Annotated in this window: 19 protein-coding genes; 9 read left to right on the top strand and 10 right to left on the bottom strand. The window is 43.6% G+C overall.

Going from position 1 to position 23475, the window contains the following annotated elements:
• Nucleotides 1-97 precede the first annotated feature (97 nt).
• The 6 genes from ABR189_RS15535 to ABR189_RS15510 form a co-directional block, all read right to left on the bottom strand.
• Nucleotides 98-979, bottom strand: coding sequence for an ORF6N domain-containing protein (locus ABR189_RS15535; protein WP_054280970.1), 882 nt, complete (start codon nucleotides 977-979; stop codon nucleotides 98-100).
• Entirely contained in the window at nucleotides 976-3057 is a 2082-nt protein-coding gene (locus tag ABR189_RS15530; RefSeq protein WP_054280969.1) for a type IA DNA topoisomerase, read from the bottom strand. Before ABR189_RS15530 ends, ABR189_RS15535 begins: the two co-directional genes overlap by 4 nt.
• 17 nt (nucleotides 3058-3074) lie before the next feature.
• Nucleotides 3075-4562 carry a DUF3945 domain-containing protein gene (locus ABR189_RS15525; protein ID WP_054280968.1) on the bottom strand — a complete coding sequence of 496 codons (1488 nt, stop codon included), beginning with the start codon at nucleotides 4560-4562 and terminating at the stop codon, nucleotides 3075-3077.
• 86 nt (nucleotides 4563-4648) lie between these two features.
• Nucleotides 4649-4957, bottom strand: a complete 309-nt coding sequence (locus ABR189_RS15520; RefSeq protein ID WP_054280967.1) for a helix-turn-helix domain-containing protein — start codon at nucleotides 4955-4957, stop codon at nucleotides 4649-4651.
• Nucleotides 4958-4972: 15 nt separating this feature from the next.
• Complete coding sequence (locus tag ABR189_RS15515) at nucleotides 4973-5323, bottom strand: helix-turn-helix domain-containing protein (RefSeq protein ID WP_054280966.1); 351 nt, start codon at nucleotides 5321-5323, stop codon at nucleotides 4973-4975.
• A 262-nt stretch (nucleotides 5324-5585) separates the two neighbouring features.
• The gene (locus ABR189_RS15510; RefSeq protein WP_054280965.1) at nucleotides 5586-6434 is read right to left on the bottom strand and encodes an RteC domain-containing protein; all 849 of its coding nucleotides are present in this window, start codon (nucleotides 6432-6434) and stop codon (nucleotides 5586-5588) included.
• Nucleotides 6435-6774: 340 nt separating this feature from the next.
• Between ABR189_RS15510 and ABR189_RS15505 the strand changes: the two genes are divergently transcribed.
• The 3 genes from ABR189_RS15505 (at nucleotide 6775) to ABR189_RS15495 (ending at nucleotide 9918) form a co-directional block, all read left to right on the top strand.
• Entirely contained in the window at nucleotides 6775-7584 is an 810-nt protein-coding gene (locus ABR189_RS15505) for an endonuclease/exonuclease/phosphatase family protein (RefSeq protein WP_354661429.1), read from the top strand.
• Nucleotides 7585-7723: 139 nt separating this feature from the next.
• On the top strand, nucleotides 7724-9109 hold the full coding sequence (locus ABR189_RS15500) for a Gfo/Idh/MocA family protein (protein WP_354661428.1): 1386 nt from the start codon (nucleotides 7724-7726) through the stop codon (nucleotides 9107-9109).
• A 20-nt stretch (nucleotides 9110-9129) separates the two neighbouring features.
• Nucleotides 9130-9918, top strand: a complete 789-nt coding sequence (locus tag ABR189_RS15495; RefSeq protein WP_354661427.1) for a 3-keto-disaccharide hydrolase — start codon at nucleotides 9130-9132, stop codon at nucleotides 9916-9918.
• 64 nt (nucleotides 9919-9982) lie between these two features.
• Here ABR189_RS15495 and ABR189_RS15490 read toward each other — a convergent pair whose 3' ends face one another.
• Both ABR189_RS15490 and ABR189_RS15485 read right to left on the bottom strand, forming a co-directional pair.
• Complete coding sequence (locus ABR189_RS15490) at nucleotides 9983-12094, bottom strand: beta-N-acetylhexosaminidase (RefSeq protein ID WP_354661426.1); 2112 nt, start codon at nucleotides 12092-12094, stop codon at nucleotides 9983-9985.
• A gap of 203 nt (nucleotides 12095-12297) precedes the next feature.
• Nucleotides 12298-12906, bottom strand: coding sequence for a superoxide dismutase (locus ABR189_RS15485; protein WP_354661425.1), 609 nt, complete (start codon nucleotides 12904-12906; stop codon nucleotides 12298-12300).
• Nucleotides 12907-13224: 318 nt separating this feature from the next.
• Here ABR189_RS15485 and ABR189_RS15480 point away from each other — a divergent pair, with 318 nt between their 5' ends.
• The 4 genes from ABR189_RS15480 to ABR189_RS15465 all read left to right on the top strand — a co-directional run bounded on the left by ABR189_RS15480 (nucleotide 13225) and on the right by ABR189_RS15465 (nucleotide 16528).
• Nucleotides 13225-13929 (top strand): LuxR C-terminal-related transcriptional regulator, encoded by a 705-nt coding sequence (locus tag ABR189_RS15480; RefSeq protein WP_354661424.1) that lies wholly within the window; start codon nucleotides 13225-13227, stop codon nucleotides 13927-13929.
• 219 nt (nucleotides 13930-14148) lie between these two features.
• The gene (locus ABR189_RS15475) at nucleotides 14149-14358 is read left to right on the top strand and encodes a hypothetical protein (protein WP_354661423.1); all 210 of its coding nucleotides are present in this window, start codon (nucleotides 14149-14151) and stop codon (nucleotides 14356-14358) included.
• A 194-nt stretch (nucleotides 14359-14552) separates the two neighbouring features.
• Nucleotides 14553-15482 (top strand): SPFH domain-containing protein, encoded by a 930-nt coding sequence (locus ABR189_RS15470; protein ID WP_354661422.1) that lies wholly within the window; start codon nucleotides 14553-14555, stop codon nucleotides 15480-15482.
• Between the two features lie 41 nt (nucleotides 15483-15523).
• Entirely contained in the window at nucleotides 15524-16528 is a 1005-nt protein-coding gene (locus tag ABR189_RS15465) for a fatty acid desaturase (protein ID WP_354661421.1), read from the top strand.
• A gap of 76 nt (nucleotides 16529-16604) precedes the next feature.
• Here the strand turns inward: ABR189_RS15465 and ABR189_RS15460 are convergent, their stop codons facing one another.
• Together ABR189_RS15460 and ligA are read right to left on the bottom strand one after the other, a co-directional pair.
• Nucleotides 16605-17045, bottom strand: a complete 441-nt coding sequence (locus ABR189_RS15460; RefSeq protein WP_354661420.1) for a nucleoside deaminase — start codon at nucleotides 17043-17045, stop codon at nucleotides 16605-16607.
• 113 nt (nucleotides 17046-17158) lie between these two features.
• Nucleotides 17159-19267 (bottom strand): NAD-dependent DNA ligase LigA, encoded by a 2109-nt coding sequence (gene ligA, locus ABR189_RS15455; protein ID WP_354661419.1) that lies wholly within the window; start codon nucleotides 19265-19267, stop codon nucleotides 17159-17161.
• Nucleotides 19268-19468: 201 nt separating this feature from the next.
• On the opposite strand from ligA, the gene ABR189_RS15450 reads away from it, so the two are divergent.
• Together ABR189_RS15450 and ABR189_RS15445 are read left to right on the top strand one after the other, a co-directional pair.
• Nucleotides 19469-20179, top strand: coding sequence for an NUDIX hydrolase (locus tag ABR189_RS15450; protein WP_354661418.1), 711 nt, complete (start codon nucleotides 19469-19471; stop codon nucleotides 20177-20179).
• Nucleotides 20180-20484: 305 nt separating this feature from the next.
• Nucleotides 20485-23466, top strand: a complete 2982-nt coding sequence (locus ABR189_RS15445; RefSeq protein WP_354661417.1) for a SusC/RagA family TonB-linked outer membrane protein — start codon at nucleotides 20485-20487, stop codon at nucleotides 23464-23466.
• The last annotated feature ends 9 nt before the right edge of the window (nucleotides 23467-23475 follow it).

The raw sequence follows: 23475 nt of genomic DNA, 5'->3' as shown, positions 1-23475 counted from the left end.
ATGGCAATAAACTGCCACGTCAAAAGCGGTAGCAGTTGGCTTTTAGTGGCAGTTATTGACCGGGTAACGGTCTGCTATATAGGTTGGAAGGATATACTTAAATGGCGTTCAGGAAACTAAGCATTTTGCTTGTTTCTGCGTTCATCTTAGAAAATGCAAACCATTTTTTACCCAAATCTTTTAAAGATGCGCCAATGTGATATAATTCTGTGCCGTCAATAATGAGGAAACGGTCATGCGCATGAACAAAAGTATGAATAGTGATGGGTGGGTATTGGCTGTTGTAACGCTGCAAATCGAGTTGCAACTGATTGCTGATGCTTTTGGTATAGATAGTGGCAGATACGGTTTGTCCACGCTTTCCGAGTAGCGTAAGCACCGTATCGTCCACATAATTGTCAATAAGCACAATTGACCTTTGGGCACTTCTAATAATATCAGCGACAAAGACATAGGCATCGAATATCTGCCCGTCGTAGAAAATACCTTTTTCGCTGTGTAGCTTACCGCTTTCCAGTGCTTTAAATATTTCCTCAAATTTTCCGTCTGCTTCAATTTGTTTGAGTTCCACTTTATCCATCCGGGAGAACAATGCGGCATTGCCGATTAACAACTTCCGCATTTCCACAAAGGCGTTCATAATCTCAATGCTGACCGTTACAGCTATTTCGCTGCGCAAAACAGCGGACAGCATAGCGACCCCTTGCTCGCAAAAAACATAAGGCAGGTAACGCCTGCCGCCGTAATTCAAACTTGAGGTTCCAAGTTGGAACCTCAAGTTTTCAGCTTCTTTTTCGGTTAATTGGAAGCAGAACGATTGGGGAAACCGCTCTATGTTTCTTTTTACGGCTTTGTTAAGATTTTTTGTTTCAACCTGGTACAGGGTTGCAAGGTCGCTGTCCAACATAACCTGTTTGTCCCGTACTGTGTAAATAAGGCTTTCTATATCCTTTCGATTTATGATAGCATTGTTGTTCATTTCTTTTTGCTTGTGGTGTTGGCAAATTCAAAAGAGCTTTCGCAATTATCTTTCAGGATGATAAAAGCATCGAATTTTTTACCCGCTTTACTTTTCATTCCTTTGAGAAGATTGGTCTTTCTTTTGGTTACAAGGTTTTCTATGTCGGCAACGCTCAATTGTACACCGCACACATTGCGAAACTGAAGCCAGTTGCAAGCCTCATTGGGACATTTCACAACCTTATCCCGAATGAGCAGTTTATGGGTTCCACATTTGGGACAGGTTAGGTCTGGGTGATTTTGACTTTCGATAGTTATGCCTAAAATTTCCTGCGTAACAGAAGATGTATAGGTTTTCATTGATTGATGGAAGTCCATAGCATCTGCTTCGTTATTCTCAATCTTTTGCAAAGCCATTTCCCATTCAGCGGTCATGGCAACATCGGCAATTCGCTTATCCTTTACGACTTCATATACCTGCAATCCCTTTTCGGTGGGAACAAGTGATTTTTTATCCCGCCTGATATATTCCCTTTTAAAAAGGGTTTCTATAATGGCGGCTCTTGTGGCTGGTGTACCAATACCGATACCTTGCAGGGCTTTACGTTCATCTTCGTTCGCTATTTCCTTTCCGGCATTTTCCATTGCAGACAACAAATCTGCTTCCGTGTAAAGTACAGGTGGCTTGGTCTTTTTCTCCAGCACTTCAGCACTCTTGATTTTAAGTTCATCGCCCGATTTTAATTCCGGTAATTCCTGCACTGGTTCGCTTTCTTCATCACTAAAATTTCTTTTGATGCCACGCCAGCCCGCTTCTATAATTTTGCTGCCTTTCATTGCAAAATCATAATGCAATGCCTGTAATGTAACGTCTGTTATTTCTTTGGTGCTGGCTTGCGATAAGGCTTCCAGCAAGCGCAGTGCAATCATATCATAGACAGCTTCTTCGTTTGAGGGTAATGCAGAGGGGATGGTTTCGGTGATGAGCAAACCGTGATGGTCTGTTACTTTTACATCGTTCACAATCCGCTTGTTAAAACGACCCCATTTCAATTTCCCTACTGCTTCTTTACAGGAAGTTCTTGCTTCCAGTGACCTTACCAAAGCGGGTATTTCCGCCCAAACATCTTCGGGTATGTATTTGCTCCCGGTACGTGGATAGGTGATGAGTTTCTTTTCGTACAGGGTTTGGGATATGTTCAGCGTTTCTTCGGCGGTTAAAAAGAGCCTTTTGTTTGCTTCCTTTTGCAAGCCCGTCAGGTCAAAAAGTAATGGCGGTTGTTCGGTAACTGTTTTGGTTTCTACGGTTGTAACAGTTGCGACCCCGGTGCGTTCAATAGATTTAAGCGTGTCGTCTGCTAATTTCTTATCGTCCCATTTGGTTTTTGAAAGGCTTTTGAAGTCTGTAAATTCCTTTCGGTGTTCCAACTGTATCTGCCAATATTTTTTGACAGCAAAATTTTTGTTCTCCAAATATCGTTTACAGATGAGTGCGAGTGTAGGCGTTTGCACACGCCCCAGCGAAAACAAACCACGCCCTGCAATGCTCAATGCCTGTGAAGCATTGATGCCTACGAGCCAATCGGCTTGGCTTCGTGCTTGCCCGGCACGGTACAGCCCATCGAAATCACCTCCGGGTTTTAGATTATCAAAACCTTGCCTGATGGCTTTTTCAGTCAATGAACTTATCCATAAACGCTGAAAAGGTTTGCTGCATTTCAGGTATTCATAAATATACCTGAAGATGAGTTCACCCTCACGTCCCGCATCGGTAGCAACAATAATGCTATCGCAACGCCCGATAACCTGTTCAATAATTTTCAACTGCTTTACCGCTCCACTATCGGGAACATAGGCTTTTTCTTTTCGCACTTTGCGTACCGTCAATAAAAAAGGGTTGGGCAATATGGGCAGGGCTTCCTTTTGGAAACCCGAAAACCCATAATCTTCCGGCATTGCCAAACCGACCAAATGCCCGAATGCCCACGTAACCTGATAGCCATTGCCTGTTACGTAGCCATCCTTTTTTTCGGTGGCTCCCAACAGGGAGGCTATTTCACGGGCTACGCTTGGTTTTTCTGCTATAATTGCTTTCATATCTTATCCTTTAGAAATTACATTTTCATTCCTTTTGATTTAGCTGGCTTTGGCGGCTCCTGCTTTTCCTGCTGCTGTTTGTTCACAGGAGCAGTTTGTTGGGGTTTTAAAGGCTCATTGATATTTTTGGTAGCCTCATTGGTTTTACCCTCTGAATTGACGGCAACCTGCGTTTTATGGGTTTCTGCGGGAACAATCTTGTCTTTTAATTTATCCGGGTTTCTAAAACTGAAATCAAACTTGCCTGTTTCGGCATTCAGCGTAACATAGCCCTTGTAAGGCTGTCCTTTCCCGTCTATGAAATCAGAAACATAAATGGTCTTGCCCTCTGTGAGCTTTTTGTATTGCTCATCGTTAAATTCTTTACCTCTGAATAATTTGGGATTTTCCTGTGATTGCGCTTGCTGCTGGCTTTGGGTCTGTTTGTAATTTGCACCCCTTTCAAAAAGGTATTCGGGAAAACGCTTGTCAGCATTATATTGAATATCGCTGCTGAACGTTTTGCCTTTCTGCGAAACCATACCCTCTAAGTAAATGGCTTTGCCCTCATATAAGACTTGCTTTTGCTCCGCGGTGAGTTTTACACCTCCAATATCGTCAGGCACTTTTATCCAATCCTGCCGTAAGGCAATAACTTCCTTTGTCAGTTTATCAATGCTGATAATGGACGGTATTTTTTCTCCGGTCTTGGGATAGGTCAACTCTACCACACGCCCCATGTTCCCGGTTTTGAGCAAATTGTCTTTGTCCTCTTTGGTAAATTCATGACCGAAAAAAGGAGTATGCAGGTTCGGCTCGTGGCGAACGCCATACATTACAAATACAGGCTTGCCGTTTTCTCCGTTTTGAAGCCCCAACCTTGCCTCCGAACGAATTACGGCAGAACCAAAATTGATACCTATGGGATATACCTTATTGGTTTTATAGCCTTTCAACAGCATATCCAATGTGCCGTCTTTTTCAAGCCGCTCTTTGGTTATCCCAATTTGTGCCAGTGTTTTCCAATCAATATCATCTGCCTTAAAACGATGGTCGTTTGTTTCAGGGGTTGCCTGCGTTGTCTGTGTTGCTTGTGTAGTTTCCATATCTTTTTTGTTTTCTTGCTGCACTTCCTTTGGCTCTTTCACTTCATGTTTAGCCATAACTGCCTCGCCCTCTTTGGTAGGGGCGTTTATTTGTTGCTGCATTTTTTGGGCTGTTTCAACGGCTTCCTGTTCAGGAACTTTGAAAAATGAAAAACGGGTGGGGTCTTTGAGCTGTCGCCAAAAGTTGGAGAAGAAGTTGGAGAAAAAATCTCCGCTCTTATCTACCCGCATAAATTCGCTTTGGTTCTTTTTATTGGCATCAACGGTTTTTAATTCGCCATTTTCGTCAATACCTGTAACCGCTTGAATAGTCTTTTTTTCCTTATCCATGACCAGCAAAACATCTGAAAGCTGTTCAGGGGATTGCTGTGGTTTTTGCTGCTGCTCTTGTTGAGGCTGTTCTATTGTCTGCTCGCTCATAATATTGATATTTTAAATTGTTATCGTCCGAAAGTAATTGAACAGGGTACGGCTACGCCGTACCTGTCTTTAGGTGGCACTATTTGTCACCCGTTGTCCTTTGTGCGTTGCAGGGGAACATTGAAACTATCCCTGATGAATTGGTGTACATCCGATAGCTTGTAATACAGCTTTCCGCTAATGGTGTAGTACGGCAGCTTGCCAGACGAACGGTAACGCTGCAAGGAGCGGTGGCTGATTTTCAGCATTTGTAACAGGTCTTGGTTGTCCAGCAGTTCTTCGCCGTCTATGGTATTGCGTTGCTTTTGTATATCTATGATGTGTTGTTTCAGAACATCAAAGCGTTCCATAATTCGCTCCATCCATGCAAAAAATTCCATTCTATCTATGTTCATAGCAGTACGTTTTAATTATTTGCCGGATTTTATTGTTCTTCCTTTTTCGATATAGCTTTTACCCCTTGCCATAAGCTCCTGTATGTATTCCTCGCTGGTTTGCACAGCATGGGCATTGAGCATATTTTTTATGGCTCCTATGGTATAGTAATACTGCCCGTACATTTTGGAGTAGGCTATTTCGCCTTTGGAACGCATACGCCAAAGTGTTTTTTCGCTGATGTGGAGGTACTGACAGACTTCATGGTTATTGAGCCAAAGACTATCATAGCTGGTGTTTTCTGATTTCAGAATAAACTCGCTAATGGATTTAATACGCTCGTTGAGCGACCTCCATGCTTCTTCTTCTATGGTTATAATATTCATTGCACAGTTGCTTAATGTTCACTGTACAAAATTGGAGCGTTTGGCTGGGGCTGTCTTCCGATACGTGTCTATCAAAAAGGCAGTTTTTTTTATTTTTTTGCAATTGATGTAAAGTATTGCTGTATAGGGATTTCTTGCTTTTTACAGTATGAACTAAGAGTGCCGACCAACGGATTTGCCTATATACACATATAGGCAAACGGGCAAAATAAAGGACAGCACCATCAATGCCGTCCTTTATTCCTTAAAATAAAAAAGAAGATTACGCAGTATCTTCCTTGTCCATGTATTCTTCTAAGCTGTATTTCAGTTGGTCTAAAAACAAAGTCCGTGAACCTGCACGGGTCTTCATTCGGTGGAAACTGTTATGAATATCGCTAAGCGAAACACGGAACAGGATTTGAAATACCATACTGATTTTGCGAATACCCAATTTGCCGTGTGAAAGCGCATCGGCGGCATGAAGCGCATAAATCAATTCGATAAGGGCGTTCTTTGATTGTGTCCAAAAAATATCTTTTGTATCGCCATTCTGCAATAGCACATCGGGGCTTTGTTCCGGGCTTAATTTTGTGGTGAGGTAGTTATAGATTAATTCATTGGCTAAGATTTTTGCCACCTTATAATCAAAGTAGGTTGAGAATTGCGGGTCAATTTCAAAAACAAAGCTGTTTAATCCCTCATAGTAATTGATATTGCCCAGCGTATAATAATTTTCGTCCCGGTCGGTTCTGCCGGAACGGTAGTACCTGTAAAAATCTGAATTGCAGATATGCTCTTTATATTCTTGTTTTAACTCCCGGAGTTGTAAAGCAAAATAGCATTGATGCAAATTCCCGTTATCTGCGGGGCAAGCCGTTTCAATCCGGTACACTTTGTTATAGTAAATCAATTTGCCGAGAATGTTCGGCTTAATCAATTTGAAAAAATGGACTTCTTCGGCTTTACTGGCAAAGCCCTCTTTCAACACGTCTTCTTTCACGGCACGCAATAATTCCTGAAGATAGATAGTCATTCTATAAGCCTCATCAATAAAGCTGGACGCTTCGGCAGATAATTTTCTTTCCTGCCTTTGAATTTCGGCAACGATGGTTTGTAAGGGATGTCTCATAGCTACACTCGTTTTATCAGGCTGTATTTATCCAAATACAAATGTTACCCTTAACTGTGAATTAATCCCATGAGATATGCCGAAGTCAGGTAAAATTTTTTCTAAATACGTATAAAAACGCTATTACGGAGCCTATATAAAAAGATATAAAAAAGGGTCGAACCGACCCATATTTTTTTTATATTTGCTACTGATTTACAAGGAAATCGAAAGAAAATGAATGCAATAAGCACCATTACTAAATCGTTACCGACAATGATTTCCCGCCTCGTAAACTACTCATTATAAGCTATATTTAGCTTTTCTAACTTTTTTATTTAAAAAATTATAATTTAAGCAAATGAAAACATGGGTTGTATCCATTATTGCAGGCATTGGTCTGTTGTCCTGCAGTGTAAATAAGCAGGCAGGGCGGAGTACAGGCACAGCAGACACCATCAAAGTGCTCACCTATAATATCCATCATGCCAATCCTCCCTCCCGGAAGGACTATATAGATATTGATGCTATTGCAGCGGTGATCAACCGGGTAATGCCCGATGTGGTAGCCCTGCAGGAAGTAGATGTACATACTGACCGGTCGGGCAGGCAGCTGCACCAGGCGGAGGCAATAGCCGCCAAAACGGGGATGCAGGCATATTTTACCAAATCCATTGACTATGGTGGCGGGGAATATGGCATTGCTGTTTTATCCAGGTACCCTATACTTACCGGAAAAAGCCATGCCTTGCCCACCGCAGCAGGTAGCGGAGGTGAGCCAAGGGCGCTGTGTACCACAATATTGCAGTTGCCCCGTGGGCGGAAGATCATGATGGCCAGCACTCATCTGGACGTACAACGTAATGACAGCAGCCGCTTAATGCAGATAAGGGCCATTAAACGTATTATCGAAGAGGCAGGTATACCGGCAATACTGGCCGGTGATTTTAATGCATCCGAAAATAGTGCTACTATCCGCACACTGGACAGCAGCTTTACCCGCACCTGTTATAGCTGTGCGCCTACAATACCCGTTGAAAATCCTAAAAGAGCGATCGATTTTATTGCTTTCCACCCACAGGGAGGGGCTACGGTGTTGCAACATCAGGTAATACCTGAGCGTTATGCTTCAGATCACCTGCCGGTAATGGCTGTGCTGGTGATAAAATAATGGAAGGGAAAAAGCGGGAGATCACCGCAAACAGCGGCCTGGATGGGAAAAGATTATGAATTTCCAGATAATCTTTCTAATTTAACGTCCATTGTACCAACACGTTATCAATTATCTACAAATATCCAAACAGGAAATTATGCCAGAAAATTCTAATGAAAGCTCACGGAGGCGGTTTATCAGTAAGTTCGCCAAAGGGGTAGTAGGCGCTTCTTTATTGCCAACTATCATTACTGCTGCAGACAAGCAAAGGAACATTAAATCCCTGGCAAGGGAAAAAGAAAAGTATAGTGCCAATGATCAGATTCAGGTAGCCCTGATTGGTGCGGGTGGCATGGGTACTGCAGATGCGAATACAGCGATTACTGTACCAGGCGTAAAACTGGTAGCGGCCTGCGACCTGTATGATGGCCGGCTGGCGGATGCGAAACAAAAATGGGGTAAAGACATTTTTACTACCCGCAACTATACTGAAATACTGGACCGCAGTGATATTGATGCAGTGATCATTGCCGTGCCCGACTTCTGGCATAAGGACATTTCCGTAGCAGCCATGAATAAAGGCAAATCCGTGTACTGCGAAAAGCCAATGGTGCATGATATCACCGAAGGCCCTGCCGTAGTGGAAGCACAACGCAAAAACGGAAAGGTAGTATATCAGGTAGGTAGCCAGGGTATGAGCTCCCTGGGTAATGAGAAAGCCCGTCAGTTACTGAAAGACGGCGCTATTGGCAAACTGAACTATGCGGAAGGTTTCTGGGCGCGTATGTCGCCATTTGGAGCCTGGCAATACCCGATTCCTGCGGATGCTTCTCCCAGCACGGTAGGTTGGGATGCTTATCTGGCCAATGCACCCAAACGTGCTTTTGATCCATTACGCTTCTTCCGTTGGAGGAATTATAAAGACTATGGTACCGGTGTTTCGGGCGACTTGTTTGTACACCTGTTCTCCAGTCTGCATTTTGTAACAGGCTCCCTGGGGCCCAACAAAGTAATGGCTACCGGCGGATTACGCTACTGGAAAGATGGCCGTGAAGTTCCGGATATCATGATGGGGATGTTTGACTATCCTGAAACAGCTATACACCCTGCTTTTAACCTTTCCCTGCGTGTTAACTTCGTAGATGGTACCGGTGGCACCAATTACCTGCGCATGGTAGGTAGCGAAGGCTCTATGACCGTAGAATGGGATAAGGTAACCTTGTATCGTAATAAAAGCTATGCTGCTACAGATGATCCATTGCTGCAAAGTAAAAAAGGTATCGATGCAGGTAAGCCATATGTATACGACCGTAAGGAAATGTTACCACCGGATAAGCTGGAATACGTAGCAGAAGAAGGGTACAAGGGTGCCCATTTTGATCACTTCTACAACCTGTTCAATGCAATGCGCACCGGAGGTAAAGTGAGCGAAGATGCCCTGTTCGGATTCAGAGCAGCAGCACCTGCATTACTTTGTAATGACAGCTATTTTAGTAATAAGATTATTCAGTGGGATCCTGAAAAGCTGAAACTCATTAAATAATATTAAACCCGATAAAAGTCATGAAAAAATTATTTGTTCCCGCATTATCTCTGATGGTAATAGCGGCTTCATCGTGTGGCGGTGGAGCATCAACAGAAAATAACAATGATTCTACTGCGGTAAGTACAGCAGCTGGTAGCAATGCAGCTGCTGCAGGTGTGAATGTGCTTTCTGATGCAGAAAAAGCAGAAGGCTGGCAGTTATTATTTGATGGTAAGAACCTGGACGGCTGGCGCGTATACAAAGGCAGAACTGCGAATAGCTGGACGGTAGATACCGCTACCGGCACCATGCATTGCCTGGGCAGTGAAACAGATAAAAGTGATAAACGTGGTGACCTGATCACTGATAAGGAGTTTGAAAACTTTGAACTGAACGCCGACTGGAAACTGGCTGCTAAAGGTAACAGCGGTATCCTGTATATGGTAACCGAAGAGTTTGACGCGCCTTACCTGAGCGGACCTGAGTATCAGATCATTGATGATAAAGACTTTCCGGAAAAACTGGAAGACTGGCAGAAAAGCGGTGCTAACTATGCGATGGATCCCCCATTGGTGATGGCTGCGAATCCAATTGGCGAATGGAACAACACTAAAATCATCGTGAACAAAGGTCACGTGGAGCATTGGCTGAATGGTCAGAAAACTGCGGAGTATGAAATGGATTCTCCGGAGTGGAAGAAACATAAAGCAGAAGGTAAGTGGAAAGATGCTAAAGGTTATGGCATGACCCGCAAAGGACATATTGCACTCCAGGATCATGGTAGTGAAATATGGTTTAAAAATGTGAAGATTAAGGAAATAAAATAAAGCCAGCAGCCAGGTGCTGCCAGCTTTATATACAGATTAGATTATTAGCAGGATGGGTGGACTTTTAAAGTCCGCCCATCTTGTTTAATACCGTTAACCATTTATTGATCTTGTCATTCATCGCCAGTTCATACACAAACATCCAGTCGCTGGTGTTACTGCCATTAGCCAGGTGATTGTGATGGTTCTGATCCAGCACATATCCTTCGGGATTATTGAGCATACGTGTTTGGGAAAAAACAGCCTCAAAGCTTTCCCGGCGGGCCTGGAAGTTGGCAACATACGTGAGGAGCTGCTGTCGCATTTTTTCCTTTTCCGCTTTGGATGTAGCCTTGTCATAATTTTCCAGTAATACCAGCAATTTGGAAGAATAGATCTGCAATTCATTGATCTGGTTTAGCAGCAGTACGGCAAACTGATTTCGTTGTGCCAGCATATTAGTTTTGGTAAGCCGTGCTTTAATGGTATCATAGCGGGCTATTTCTTTCTTTGCTTTTGCCAGCTTATCCTTGTACAGCTCTCGCCATGCACCGGGTTTATTGGCATCAGGAAGAGAGATGAGGTCAGGATTTGCAGGGTAATTGTTTCTATGCCCTTTGTTGATGAGGGCCGACTCCCAAAAACTCAATGCTTCTTCCAGCTGATCCTGGAATTCAAAAGCGGTATCAGCGGCAGCAGGAGCATAAAACCGGTGACGATACATAGCATGTGCCTTTTCTACCGGGATATCTTCATAGTTCCAGCTGAATAAAGCAAAATCATATAGTCCGCGCCAAACCGTTTCGAGGTGGGGGGAACAGTCGTCCCACGCTGTACAGAGAATACCACTCATTTTCTTTTCAGCGGCCACGCGGCAAAAATCCTTGATGGGTTTAAAATTAGATTTTTCCCGGGGCATCATAGGCCAGGTAGTTTGTGCCGCTGTGGCCGCCATTGACTTTAGCTGGTTATTGTTATACCAGTCTATTGCTTTCAGGTTGCCTGGAATAGTAGACGTGGAATAATTCCAGCGCATGAAAATACAGTTCTCCGGAAAGAGATGGCGGTTTTCATTAAGGCGGTGTTCATTTTCCTTCCACGCCTTTTCAACCTTGTCTAACGGCATCGTATCATCGTAGGTAGTTTCATACAGATCAGAAAGCTTGAAAACCATATCATCCCAGAAGATAGGGATACGGTTGTGTGCACGGGCAAATTCACTTACCCGGTTGAGCCAGTGCATTTGTAATTCAAAAGGTTTCATGCCGGATTTTTTGGCCTCCGCAGAATGGCCCAGTGAACCTACTTCATCACCTCCGATATGAAGATACTTACTGTAGGGAGCAGCTGCCATTGCATCTTCATAGAGGGCAAACTGTAATCTGTAGGTAGCAGAGTCCAGCGGATTGAAAGACCAGTCAGAGGCTGGATCATCCCGCAGTTTTTTATACTCGTCATGCTTCAATATAAAAGAAGCATGCCCTAAACCCTGCACCAGGGGAGTAACCTCAATGTACCTGTCGGCGGCATATTTGCTTAATGCGGCAAATTCTTCTATGGAGATAGCATTAGTAGCCCCTACTACCGGTGCTTTCCGGTAACGCAGCTTGTCTTCAAATTCTACCACGATCGCATTTACTTTTAACCGGGCCAGCCGGTCGATCATGTCGTAGTAATATCTGGTTGCATCCAGGTGGTGTTTGAGATCCAGATGCACTGCCCGGTAAGCGATTTCCGGATAATCCGTAATACTGCAGGCAGGAATACTTACCTGTTGATCACGGGCATCTTCCAGTAGTTGCAGCAAGGTTTGAATACCATAAAACAGCCCGGCATTTTCCCTTGCTTTAATAGTCACCTGTTTGTGCTCCACTACCAGTGAATAACCTTCCGGAGAGGCGGGCAGGCTGGCATCATTGCTCAGCATCAATGTTAATACCCCTTTTCCGGCCGCCTGTACTTTGGGAAGGGAGAAGAGTGTGGTATGATATGCCGGGGAAATACTGGTGCCGCCCTGCACATTCATATACCGCAGGTCGGCAAATGACAGGCCTTCCCCTTTTAGCAGTACTACTTTCTGTGGTTGTGGAATTAATTTAAAGTGTTTGTTGAAATCATCTTGCTCATTAGCCCTGACCTGAAATCCGGTTAACAGCGAAAGTAGTCCGCATAGGACAATCGTGTATTTCTTTTTCATTGTACGTGTGTTGTTCCGTGTAATAATAAGTATGCTACATATGCTTAGGAAACAACTAGTTACAGCAATTAAGAAATAATGCTATCCCATGCTATCCTATTAGAGAGGAAGGATCAGGGGGATAGAAAACAAAAATGGCCCGCGGGGCGGACCATTTTAAGATGGGAAGACCATTAGCAAATTATTGCTGCAGGGCTTACAGATTATTTTTTTGCAGCATCATAGCGTTTGCTTACTGCGCTCCAGTCTACCAGGTTCCAGAAAGCACTCAGGTAGTCTGCACGGCGGTTTTGGTATTTCAGGTAGTAAGCGTGTTCCCATACGTCTACCCCTAATAAAGGAGTACCCTTTACTTCAGCAACATCCATCAGTGGGTTATCCTGGTTGGGGGTAGAGGAAATTTCCAGTTTGCCATCTTTTACCAGCAACCATGCCCAGCCAGAACCAAAGCGCGTCATACCTGCCTGGCTGAATTTTTCCTTGAATGCATCAAAAGAACCAAAGGTGCTTTTGATATCTTCAGCCAGTTTGCCGGTAGGTTCGCCGCCTGCATTTGGCGCAAGGCTTACCCAGAAAAAGCTGTGATTCCAGTGGCCGCCACCGTTGTTCCTAACAGCAGGGCTGATTTTGCCTGCACTGGCTACCAGTTCTTCTAACGACTTGTTTTCGTGCTCAGTACCAGCAATCGCTTTGTTCAGGTTGTCCACATAAGCCTGATGATGCTTACCATGATGGATTTCCATTGTCTGTTTATCGAAATGAGGTTCCAGCGCATCTGCTGCATACGGTAAGCTCGGAAGTGTAAATGCCATAACTAACGTTTTTATGAGTTTTATTAAAATTACGTTTTACTGATAGTCATCAAATTTACTGCCTAATCTGTTAAATATCAAACATAAGCTCCCGGAGTGGCCAACAGGGGCATAATAAGGCGGTGAATAATGGTGCAGCCGTTGCTACCGGCTTCCTTTTTTAACAAAAAATGTGGATATACTTCTACGTGACCGGGCTTGGACATATGGATAATTATTTTATATTTACAGAAGGCGTTGTAACACACTTTATGGGCCGGACTAATTTCGTGTGTACTTTGTAGTTGTTTTCACTATTGTTTGTTTAAAACTTATAGTATGCAGACAGGCTCGGACATGGGGCAAAACTTTTCCCTCTCATCTTTGCAGAAAGAAAATGAACAGTTAAAAAAACGTATTCTGTGGCTGGAAGGCCTGCTACATCATGTACCTGCCATGCTGTATACCTCCAACAATAATGAAAAAACGATCAGCTGGTGTAATCAGTGTATGATAGAAACAACCGGGTTCAGCCTGGAGGAAATGAATAGGATGGGTACTGACTTTTTCCGGTATATTATGCATCCGGATGATTTTGAACTCACCATAGCGGCTCAGCAGTCATTCAAAAACCATAAGCAAATGTTTGGCGGCATTACCCGGGTACGGAAGCGGGGAGAAGCCGGATGGCGCTGGGTTTTTGGGCTGGGGGTACCTTTTACACATAATGAACACGGGGATGTGGTAGAGGCGATAGGCGCCTTTCTTGACCTTTCCCTGGCTATTGACTCAGATGCCCAGCTGGCAGCAGCACTCAATGAAATCCTTCGTAGGCAGAATGAGAATCTGCTGAATAAACTGACCCCCCGTGAAAAAGACGTACTGACCCTGGCTGTGAAAGGGCTTAATAATAAGGAGATTGCGCAAACCTTGAACCTGAGCCGTTATACAGTAGAAACCCACCGGAAAAATATCCGTCTGAAACTGAAAGTGCGCAATACCTCAGAACTGGTAGCCCTTGCCCGGAAGATAGGATTCCAGTAAGATAGCCTGGAAGTTTACCAATATATAATTTATTGATTATTAGTTGTTTTTGCTTTATTGGGATTAAAATGAGGTCCTCCCACTGCGGTATACGCCCAAAAAATACCCAAGCTTGGGTATTGGTGCTGTTTTTAAACTGGCCTAATTTAGCGGTTTGACACGATTTGACTGTTGATAATATCCTATTGACAATTTTTGGAATGAAATACCCCTATTGCTATGATAACCGAGGAAAGTGCATTTAGCATATTGCAATTGAATGATTCTGCCACACCAGCAGAGATAGTTGCCCGCTACGAAACATTAAAAGACCAGTACAGAAGAATAAAAGACGAAACGGAAGACCTTAAGACCAGACTGGTATATCAGCTAAAACAAATTGAACTGGACGATGTGTTTTTATACTTCAGAATGAAACAAATGATATAACATAAACTGTTTGCCTTTCATTTATTGTGTGTAAGCCGGTCACTTTCGTCCATTGTTTTTCCTCAAATTACCATTAGCAGCTTTCCTTGTTGTGCAACCTGCTTCTCCATGCATTCCCTTAATTACAGGCTGGGATACACATATATGTAAATATGATTTATATTTACTGATAATACCTTAATCCTGTCGTCATTATGGGCAACATTCTTCTTATCATTTTAGGCATACTGGTACTGGTAGTCATCCTGTCCAGCTTTGTTACTGTGCAGCAGGGTAGTATTGCTGTTACTACGATATTCGGCAAATACAACCGGATATTATTTCCAGGGTTGAATTTTAAAATCCCTGTTATTGAAAAGGTTTTTAAAAGAGTATCTATTCAAAACCGGTCTGTAGAGCTGGAGTTTCAGGCGATCACTATTGATCAGGCCAATGTGTACTTTAAGGCCATGCTGCTGTATGCTGTATGGAATCAGCAGGAGGAAACCATCAAAAATGTGGCCTTCAAATTCATGGATGAAAGAAGCTTTATGCAGGCGTTGGTACGGACTATTGAAGGTTCTATCCGGGGGTTTGTAGCCACGAAAAAGCAGGCTGAAGTGCTGGGGCTGCGTAAGGACATTACAGAACATGTAAAAGAGCAAATAGATAAAACCCTGGAAGAATGGGGCTTTCATCTGCTGGATCTGCAGATGAATGATATTACTTTTGACGAGGTGATTATGCGGTCTATGGCGCAGGTAGTGGCTTCTAATAACCTGAAAGCAGCAGCGGAAAATGAAGGACAGGCATTGCTGATTACTAAAACCAAAGCAGCAGAAGCAGATGGTAATGCGATCAAAATAGCAGCAGAGGCTGAGCGGCAGGCCGCACAGCTGAGAGGCCAGGGGGTGGCATTGTTCCGGGAAGAGGTGGCCAAGGGGATGACCATGGCAGCCAAGGAAATGCAGCAGGCCAACCTGGATACCTCCGTGATCCTCTTTTCCATGTGGACGGAAGCGATCAAGCATTTTGCAGAAAACTCCAAAGGAAATGTGATCTTCCTGGATGGTTCGTCCGAAGGGATGGACCATACTATGAAGCAAATGATGGGGCTGAACAAACTAATGGAACCTAAAAAGTGACCGCTTGATTTATGTTGAATTAAAAATTATCTTGTGTAGGTATGGAAAAACGAATTGACTTTATATATTCCGAGGAAAGTGAGCCTCATCGCATCAGAACAAAAGAAATACTGAAGCAGCATCCGCAGATCCGTAAGCTGATAGGTAAGAACCCGCTTACGTTTCTGGCTATCCTGGGGCTGGTAGGTTTCCAGGTGGTAATGGCCTGGCTGGTAGCCGATCAATCCTGGTGGATAGTAGTTGGAGCTGCTTACCTGTTAGGCGCTTTTGCCGATCATGCCTTGTTTGTAATGATTCATGAATGTGCGCATAAACTGATCTTCAAAAATCCGGTGGCCAACAGGCTGGCCGGCATTTTTGCTAATATGCCGCAGATATTTCCCAGCTCTGTATCTTTTGAAAGGTACCATATTAAACACCATTCCTTCCAGGGGATTCATGAGCTGGATGCCGATCTGCCTAACCGCTGGGAGGCTAAGCTGATCAATAATTACTTTATTGGGAAGATGATCTGGCTGTTGTTTTATCCTTTCTTCCAGGTGTTCCGTATTCCCCGCCTGAAGGAAATTAAACCCTTTGACGGATGGATAGCCCTTAACTGGGCAGTTCAGATTGCCTTTGCGGTAACTATTACCCTGTTATTTGGTACCAAAGCAATTGTATTCCTGTTGCTCAGCTTTTTCTTTTCTGTAGGATTGCATCCATTAGGTGCCCGCTGGATTCAGGAGCATTATCTGACACATGGTACCCAGGAAACTTATAGTTATTATGGGGTGCTGAATACAGTGGCTTTTAATGTTGGGTATCATAATGAACACCATGATTTTCCTTCCGTGCCCTGGAATAAATTACCGCAAATCAGAAGTAGTGCCAATTCGTACTACGATTCCCTGGTGTATCACACCTCATGGACCAAATTGTTTTTCAGGTTCCTGTTTGATAAGGAGATCTCTTTATTTTCACGGATAGTGCGCAAAAACAGGGGTAAGGTACCTTTGACCGATCAGTCAACACCAGATACTGTCATGGTAGCCAGTAATAAATAGACTTATTTGAGCAGACCGGCTAAAAGAGGAAATATCAGTTGTTATTCATCTTTTAGCCGGTCTATAGAAACGTTGTTTATCTTCTTTTTGCGAAAAAGGTTTTTACCAGCTGCAAGCTTTCTTCTCCACAAGGCCCCAGTTCCAGTTTAGTTTTAGGATGAAAAGGTGATTGATTGCCGGTAGCCCGCCGGTAACTGTTCTTTTCATCTGCTGCGGCATATACGATCCTGCCTATTTTACTCCAGTATAAAGCACCGGCACACATCAGGCAGGGTTCGAGTGTTACATATAGTGTGGCTTCCATCAGATACTTACTGCCCAGGTAATTGAATGCGGAGGTAAGCGCAATCATTTCTGCATGTGCAGTACAATCATTTAATTTTTCTACCTGATTATACCCTTTGGCAATAATAACACCATTCAATGCTATTACCGCCCCAACAGGGACTTCCCCTTCATCAAAAGCTTTGCGCGCTTCTTTCAGCGCCTGTTGCATATAGTACTCGTCTGTCATCATATTATTTGAATGCCTGCATCTGTCAATCTTAATACGGTCTGTTAGCCAATGCTACACCTGCATATTTTGCAAAAGCTCATAGCTCGCAGCTATAAGCTCATAGCTCTCTTCTCTTAACTACCCAATAGTTTAATAAACTCGTCTTCCGTAATGATGCGGATAGTGTTGATCTTTTTAGCCTTTTCCAGCTTGCTGCCGGCATCTTCTCCTACCACCAGGTAGTTGAGCTTACTGCTCACCCCACTTAGTATTTTACCGCCGTTTTGTTCCACCATTTCTTCCGCATCACTGCGTTTCAGTTTGGCGAGGGTGCCGGTAAATAAGAAGGTTTGCCCGGTAAGGTTACCATCCGTAGCATGGGTTGCTTTAGTGTTCTGCAGGCTTACGCCTAACTCTTCCAGTTTTTCCAGCATATGAATATTATCCTCATTACTGAAGAACTGCTGGATAGCTCCTACCACTTTAGGACCTATATCTTCCAGGGTAAGTAATTGCTCTTCTGTCCAGTTACGAAGTTCCAGCAGGTGGGATACCGCATTGGCCAGTGTTTTGGCAGTGGTTTCTCCTACATAACGGATGCCTAGGCCGAAAATAAGCCGGTGAAGCGGTTGGGCACGGGATTGGTCAATTGCTGCCTGCAGGTTGGTCAGGGACTTTTTACCAAAACCTTCGAGTTGTTCGAGCTTGCTAAAATCCAGTTGGTAGATGCCTGGTATATCGTGCATTAATCCCAGGGTATAAAATTTGCGCACATTGCTTTCTCCCAAACTGCGTATATCCATTGCATCTTTGCTTACAAAATGAATCATACGCTCTACTACCTGTGCTTCACAATTGATGTTAATACAACGCCATACACTTTCTCCCTCAGGTTTAAACAAAGCGTCTTTACAAACCGGGCAATGGGTAGGGAAGACGATATCTTCTTCTGTACCATCCCGCAGATCAGCAACAGATTTTACAATATATGGAATCACATCACCTGCTCTTTCCACCAATACGGTATCTCCTATTTTCAGGTCCTTTTCTTTTACAACGTCTTCATTAAACAAAGAAATAGAACCTACTGTAACGCCGCCGATAGGTACCGGATCTATTTTGGCTACAGGTGTAACTGCTCCGGTACGGCCTACCTGGAATTCTACCTTACGTAGTTTGCTGGTAGCCTGACGCGCTTTGAATTTATAGGCCATGGCCCAACGGGGATGGTGGGTAGTCATACCCATTTTATCCTGGAGAGTATAGTCATTGACTTTGATTACCATACCATCTATTTCATAAGGCAGGCTATCCCGTTCTTCCTCAAACTTATGACAGTAGTCTATCACAGCCTGTATGCCTTTCACGACTTTCTTTTCTTTGGCAGGGCTGCGGAAGCCTAAGCGGGAAAGCAGTTCCAGGGTATTGCTATGTGTCTGGATTTCTTCCGGCTCAGTTTTGCCGGCCTCCATGGTATGATCGCTCATATGATAGAGAAATGCTTCCAATCCTCTTTTGGCTACTTCCCTGGGGTCTACCATCCGTAATGAGCCCGAAGCCGCATTGCGTGGATTGGCAAGCGGGGCCAGGTTCTCTGCCGCCCGCTGTTCATTGAATGCTTTAAAAGTATTTTTATTGATCAGTACTTCACCACGTATTTCTATCTGGTGAATGCCATAGTCAGAAAAACGCGCGGTAAGGGGGATTGTTCTTATCTGCCGGATATTGGGAGTGATATCTTCGCCTGCTACACCATCTCCACGGGTAGCACCACGTACAAGCCGGTCATTTTCGTAGATCAGGGAAATGCTGGCGCCATCAAATTTGGGCTCTATACAGTACTCTACCTCTTCCAGTCCTGTAAGCTCCCTGGCTTTGCGGTCCCAGTCAACCAGGTCATCTGCATTGTATGAATTTTCCAGGCTTAGCATGGGTACCAGGTGCTGTACGGTGGGAAACTCTTTGGTGAGCCCTTGGGCCACACGCTGGGTAGGCGAGTCGGCGCTTACCAGATGGGGATTTTCCAGTTCCAGCTTTTTCAGCCAGGCAAACAATTGATCGTATTCATAATCGCTTAGCACCGGATCATCCTGCACATAATACCGCCAGTCGTTGTAGAGGATTACCCGGCGTAATCCTTCCATGGTTGCTTCGGCCGACTCCAGCAGGGTTTGTTTTTGCAAATGACCCAGCAAGTCTTTGGCCAGCTGCGACAAGGTTATTTCTATTTCCTTTGTATACATAACTCAATTAAAACTATGAGGTAAAATTAAACTTTACTTGGGTGTGCCGTACATTTGGCACAAAATAAATCTATCCTGCGGTATTATATTTCGTATAAATTGTGCTAACTTTTACCTGTGCCCCAAAATTGAGTGAACCGGCACGTTATGAAATAAGCAAGCAGATTTTCATCATTCCGTATCTATACTGTCTACACATTTATGCACACCAAAAACATACACGCACACCTTGATGAAATTAAGGACTGCTTTCAAACTGCAGTATCAGTAGACTGCGTCATATTTGGCTTTGATAATACAGCACTGAAAGTGCTGCTGATTGAATCAGATCTGAAAGAGTATAAAGGCAGTTGGTCCCTGTTGGGGAATATCATGCGTCCTGATGAAGACCTGGACGAAGCTGCATACCGGGTATTGAGAGAGCGAACGGGTTTGGAAGATGTATACATGGAGCAAATACAAACCTTTGGAGCCTTAAAAAGACATCCTGCCGGGCGGGTTATTACCGTAGCCTATTATTCTCTGGTAAATATTGAGCATGTAGCATTAAAAAAGCATAACAACGAATTGCATTGGCATACGGTAAAGGATATACAGCATATGGCCTTTGATCATAAACAGATTCTGGATACCTGCTATGAAAGATTGAAACGGCAGCTGATAGAGCAACCTATTGGCTTTAACCTGCTGCCCGGAAAATTCACTATCCGTGATTTGCAAAACCTGTATGAAGCCATACTGGATGTAAAACTGGACAGGCGCAACTTCAGGAAGAAGTTTCTGTCGCTTAATGTACTGGAAGACTTGAATGAAGCACAGGAAGCGGTATCACACCGGCCTGCCAAACTCTATAAATTCAATTTTGAAAAGCATGAATTGCAGAAGAAACGTTTTCTCGGCATAGGCTTTTGAGTTATTTTACCCGCTTTTACTCTCGCACTTTACGTTAAATATCTATTCCTGCTGCATCGATAGTGCAGTAAAGGGATGATTATTCATATGACTTATAAAATTTGAGTAATTATTGTGAAATAGTTTGTTTTTAACAAAATTTTAAGTAAGATTGTGTAAGAAATACGCATCCTTAGAAAACGATCCAAATCATAGTTAAACCAAAATCTGATTCGCCAAAATCACATTTGTTATTCATTTAAATAAATTCCAAACAATATTTAGGATATCACTGTATATCCATATCTGATTTATAATTCCACGTTATGAAAAATAGAGGTATACTATGCAATTTTGCCTGGTGCTTTATTGTTTTCCTTTCCTTTGCGCAACTATCTTTTGCGCAGGGGAAAGTTGTTACCGGCACGGTAACAGACGGAAGTAATAATGATGTTTTACCAGGCGTTACGGTTCAGATAAAAGGTACGGCCAGCGGAACTGTTACCGGACCTGACGGTACCTACAAATTAACGGTACCAGCTACCGCCACTTCACTTGTTTTTTCTTTTATCGGGTATGACTCCCAGGAAATTGTTATCGGTTCTCAAACGGTGATTAATGCATCACTAAAAGGTGGAAAGGCACTGGAAGAAGTAGTGGTGGTAGGATACGGCACGCAAAAGAAAAAAGATCTTACCGGCGCCATCAGCAGTGTGTCTGCCAAAGATTTTAATAAGGGGGTGATGCAAACCCCTGAGCAGTTACTGCAGGGTAAAGTAGCAGGGCTGACGGTAACGCGGCAGGGAGGTGACCCTAACCGCCGCTCCAATGTGCAGCTGAGAGGACCTTCCACATTAGCCGGAAATACAGAACCCTTTTATGTAATTGACGGGGTGCCAGGGGCTTCTATTGACCTGGTGGCGCCAGATGATATTGTGTCTATTGATGTAATGAAAGATGCTGCTTCCACAGCCATCTATGGTACACGTGCTGCGAATGGTGTAATCATGGTTACCACCAAAGGAGGCAAAGCCGGACAATCTACACTCAGCTATAGCGGCTATGTAGCTGTGGAAAGTATTGCCAAACGGGTAAAAGTGGCCACCGGCGATGAATTGAGGGCATACCTTAACAGTCAAGGGAAAAAGCTGGATGTAGCAGACGATGATGGTGCCAATACAGATTGGCAAAAAGAAATTACCCGCCTGGGCGTATCTCATAACCATAACATCTCTTTTGGTGGTGGTAATGAACAAACCAAATATCAGGCATCTGTTAACTATTTCAAGAATAACGGGATCGTCAAAAATTCCAGTATTGAAAGAATATTAGGCCGGTTGAGAGCAGATCACAGCGCCTTTAATGATAAGCTGAGATTGAGCTTTTCTGTGAGTAACAGCATCATCAATAACCATTATATAGATTATGCTATCTTTTATCAGGCTGTACGCTTTTTGCCTACTGTAAATGTATATAAGCCTGATGGTACGTATAAAGAGAACCTGAGCAGGTATGACTATTATAACCCATTGGCACTCATCAACCAGATTGTGGATGAAAGAAAACAGAATATCCTCCTGGCAAACGGAAGAGCCAGCCTGGATTTGCTGCCAGGGTTAACTTATGATGTGAGCCTTTCCTATCAAAAGGATAATACTACCTCCGGCCTTTTTCAGGAAAGAAATTCTGCCTTCGGTATGGGAAATAATGGGTATGCCCGCCGTACTGCCTATGCCAATACCACCAAAATACTGGAAACCTATTTTAACTATAGCAAAACGTTTGGAGAGGTGCATGACCTGAAACTTCTGGCAGGGTATTCCTATCAGCAGGATGATATTGATGATGGCTTTCAGGCGCAAAGCATGAACTTCCTGACTGATGATCTGGGTTATTATGGCATCTTAAATGGTAACCCGAGTGGTGCCTATAATTATCTGAATGGCTCCAAACCATTCAAGGATGGAAAGCTGATTTCCTTTTATGGCCGCTTCAATTATGCATTTAAAAATAAATACCTGCTCCAGGGAACTTTAAGACGGGATGGGTCTTCCCGTTTCGGGGCCAATAATAAATGGGCGAACTTCCCGGCTATATCAGGTGCATGGCGTGTTTCGGAAGAAGGATTTATGAAGGGGCAACGATTATTTGACGACCTGAAACTAAGAGTAGGATATGGGGTATCTGGCTATCAGGCTGTAGATCCTTATCAATCGCTGGCCAGATATGGGGTGAAGGGAGCGGCATTTGTCAATGGCACCTGGATTAACACGTATGCATACACGCAAAATCCCAATAAAGACCTGCAATGGGAAAAAACCAGTGTATTCAATATCGGTATAGATTTCAGCATCATCAAAGGACGCATCAATGGTACCGTAGAATGGTATGATAAGAAAACAACCGATATGCTGGATAAGTACAATGTACCGGTGCCACCATACCCTGTTCCGGAATTATTTGCCAATGTGGGTGCTATGAATAATAAAGGAATAGAAGTATCGTTGGGCATAGATGTGCTCAAGGACCGCCCTTTTACCTGGACCGCTAACCTGAATTTTGCGGCAAATAAAAACAAGATCACCAGCCTCTCCAATGAACAATTGAAGAAGGAGTTTGAATATGTAGGTAATCCCGGCGGACAAGGATTATCCGATATTCCGGTGGCTATTATCAAACCAGGACTTCCTTTAGGAACGTTCTTTACCTATGAGTATGCAGGAAAAGATAAAGATGGGATTGCTATATACAATAATGCCAACGGACAACAAGTGAAAGCCAAAGACCTGAGGAGAGAAGATTTTAAAGTAGTAGGATATGCATTGCCCGACTTTACCTATGGCTGGAATAATAATTTCCAGTATAAACAGCTGGACTTGAACCTGTTTTTCCGCGGGGTATATGGCAATAAGATATTTAATGCACTCGCTACTAACCTGGATCGTTTAAGTGAGGCTACCTCAGTAAACGTTTCCAAAAAAGCACTGGAAGAAGGGATCACGAAAAATGATCCACCATTGTACTCCAGTTACTATGTAGAAGATGGTTCTTTCCTTCGCCTGGCGAATGCCACTATCGGATATACATTTAACCAGAAGATTAAAGCCATTAAATCGGCCAGAATCTATTTCACCGCACAAAACTTATTTACCATCACTAAGTTCACCGGCGTAGATCCTGAAGTAGATCTGGGCGGTAAATCTCCTGGTATAGCTGGCCTGGGACAGGGTGATACGCCTGATAAACGGAATAGTGCCATCTATCCCAGTACACGTTCTTTTTCATTGGGTGTAAATGTTAACTTTTAAGCAACTGCT

Origin of the sequence: Chitinophaga sp. H8 (genome assembly GCF_040567655.1) — a bacterium.
Taxonomy (GTDB): domain Bacteria; phylum Bacteroidota; class Bacteroidia; order Chitinophagales; family Chitinophagaceae; genus Chitinophaga; species Chitinophaga defluvii.
The sequence above is the reverse complement of the archived record's forward strand: the minus strand, read 5'-3'. Positions and strand labels throughout refer to the sequence as shown.

Coding starts and splice junctions, on each gene's coding strand:
- ABR189_RS15535 (WP_054280970.1), bottom strand. CDS start 979: ATGAACAACAATGCTATCATAAATCGAAAGGATATAGAAAGCCTTATT.
- ABR189_RS15530 (WP_054280969.1), bottom strand. CDS start 3,057: ATGAAAGCAATTATAGCAGAAAAACCAAGCGTAGCCCGTGAAATAGCC.
- ABR189_RS15525 (WP_054280968.1), bottom strand. CDS start 4,562: ATGAGCGAGCAGACAATAGAACAGCCTCAACAAGAGCAGCAGCAAAAA.
- ABR189_RS15520 (WP_054280967.1), bottom strand. CDS start 4,957: ATGAACATAGATAGAATGGAATTTTTTGCATGGATGGAGCGAATTATG.
- ABR189_RS15515 (WP_054280966.1), bottom strand. CDS start 5,323: ATGAATATTATAACCATAGAAGAAGAAGCATGGAGGTCGCTCAACGAG.
- ABR189_RS15510 (WP_054280965.1), bottom strand. CDS start 6,434: ATGAGACATCCCTTACAAACCATCGTTGCCGAAATTCAAAGGCAGGAA.
- ABR189_RS15505 (WP_354661429.1), top strand. CDS start 6,775: ATGAAAACATGGGTTGTATCCATTATTGCAGGCATTGGTCTGTTGTCC.
- ABR189_RS15500 (WP_354661428.1), top strand. CDS start 7,724: ATGCCAGAAAATTCTAATGAAAGCTCACGGAGGCGGTTTATCAGTAAG.
- ABR189_RS15495 (WP_354661427.1), top strand. CDS start 9,130: ATGAAAAAATTATTTGTTCCCGCATTATCTCTGATGGTAATAGCGGCT.
- ABR189_RS15490 (WP_354661426.1), bottom strand. CDS start 12,094: ATGAAAAAGAAATACACGATTGTCCTATGCGGACTACTTTCGCTGTTA.
- ABR189_RS15485 (WP_354661425.1), bottom strand. CDS start 12,906: ATGGCATTTACACTTCCGAGCTTACCGTATGCAGCAGATGCGCTGGAA.
- ABR189_RS15480 (WP_354661424.1), top strand. CDS start 13,225: ATGCAGACAGGCTCGGACATGGGGCAAAACTTTTCCCTCTCATCTTTG.
- ABR189_RS15475 (WP_354661423.1), top strand. CDS start 14,149: ATGATAACCGAGGAAAGTGCATTTAGCATATTGCAATTGAATGATTCT.
- ABR189_RS15470 (WP_354661422.1), top strand. CDS start 14,553: ATGGGCAACATTCTTCTTATCATTTTAGGCATACTGGTACTGGTAGTC.
- ABR189_RS15465 (WP_354661421.1), top strand. CDS start 15,524: ATGGAAAAACGAATTGACTTTATATATTCCGAGGAAAGTGAGCCTCAT.
- ABR189_RS15460 (WP_354661420.1), bottom strand. CDS start 17,045: ATGATGACAGACGAGTACTATATGCAACAGGCGCTGAAAGAAGCGCGC.
- ligA (WP_354661419.1), bottom strand. CDS start 19,267: ATGTATACAAAGGAAATAGAAATAACCTTGTCGCAGCTGGCCAAAGAC.
- ABR189_RS15450 (WP_354661418.1), top strand. CDS start 19,469: ATGCACACCAAAAACATACACGCACACCTTGATGAAATTAAGGACTGC.
- ABR189_RS15445 (WP_354661417.1), top strand. CDS start 20,485: ATGAAAAATAGAGGTATACTATGCAATTTTGCCTGGTGCTTTATTGTT.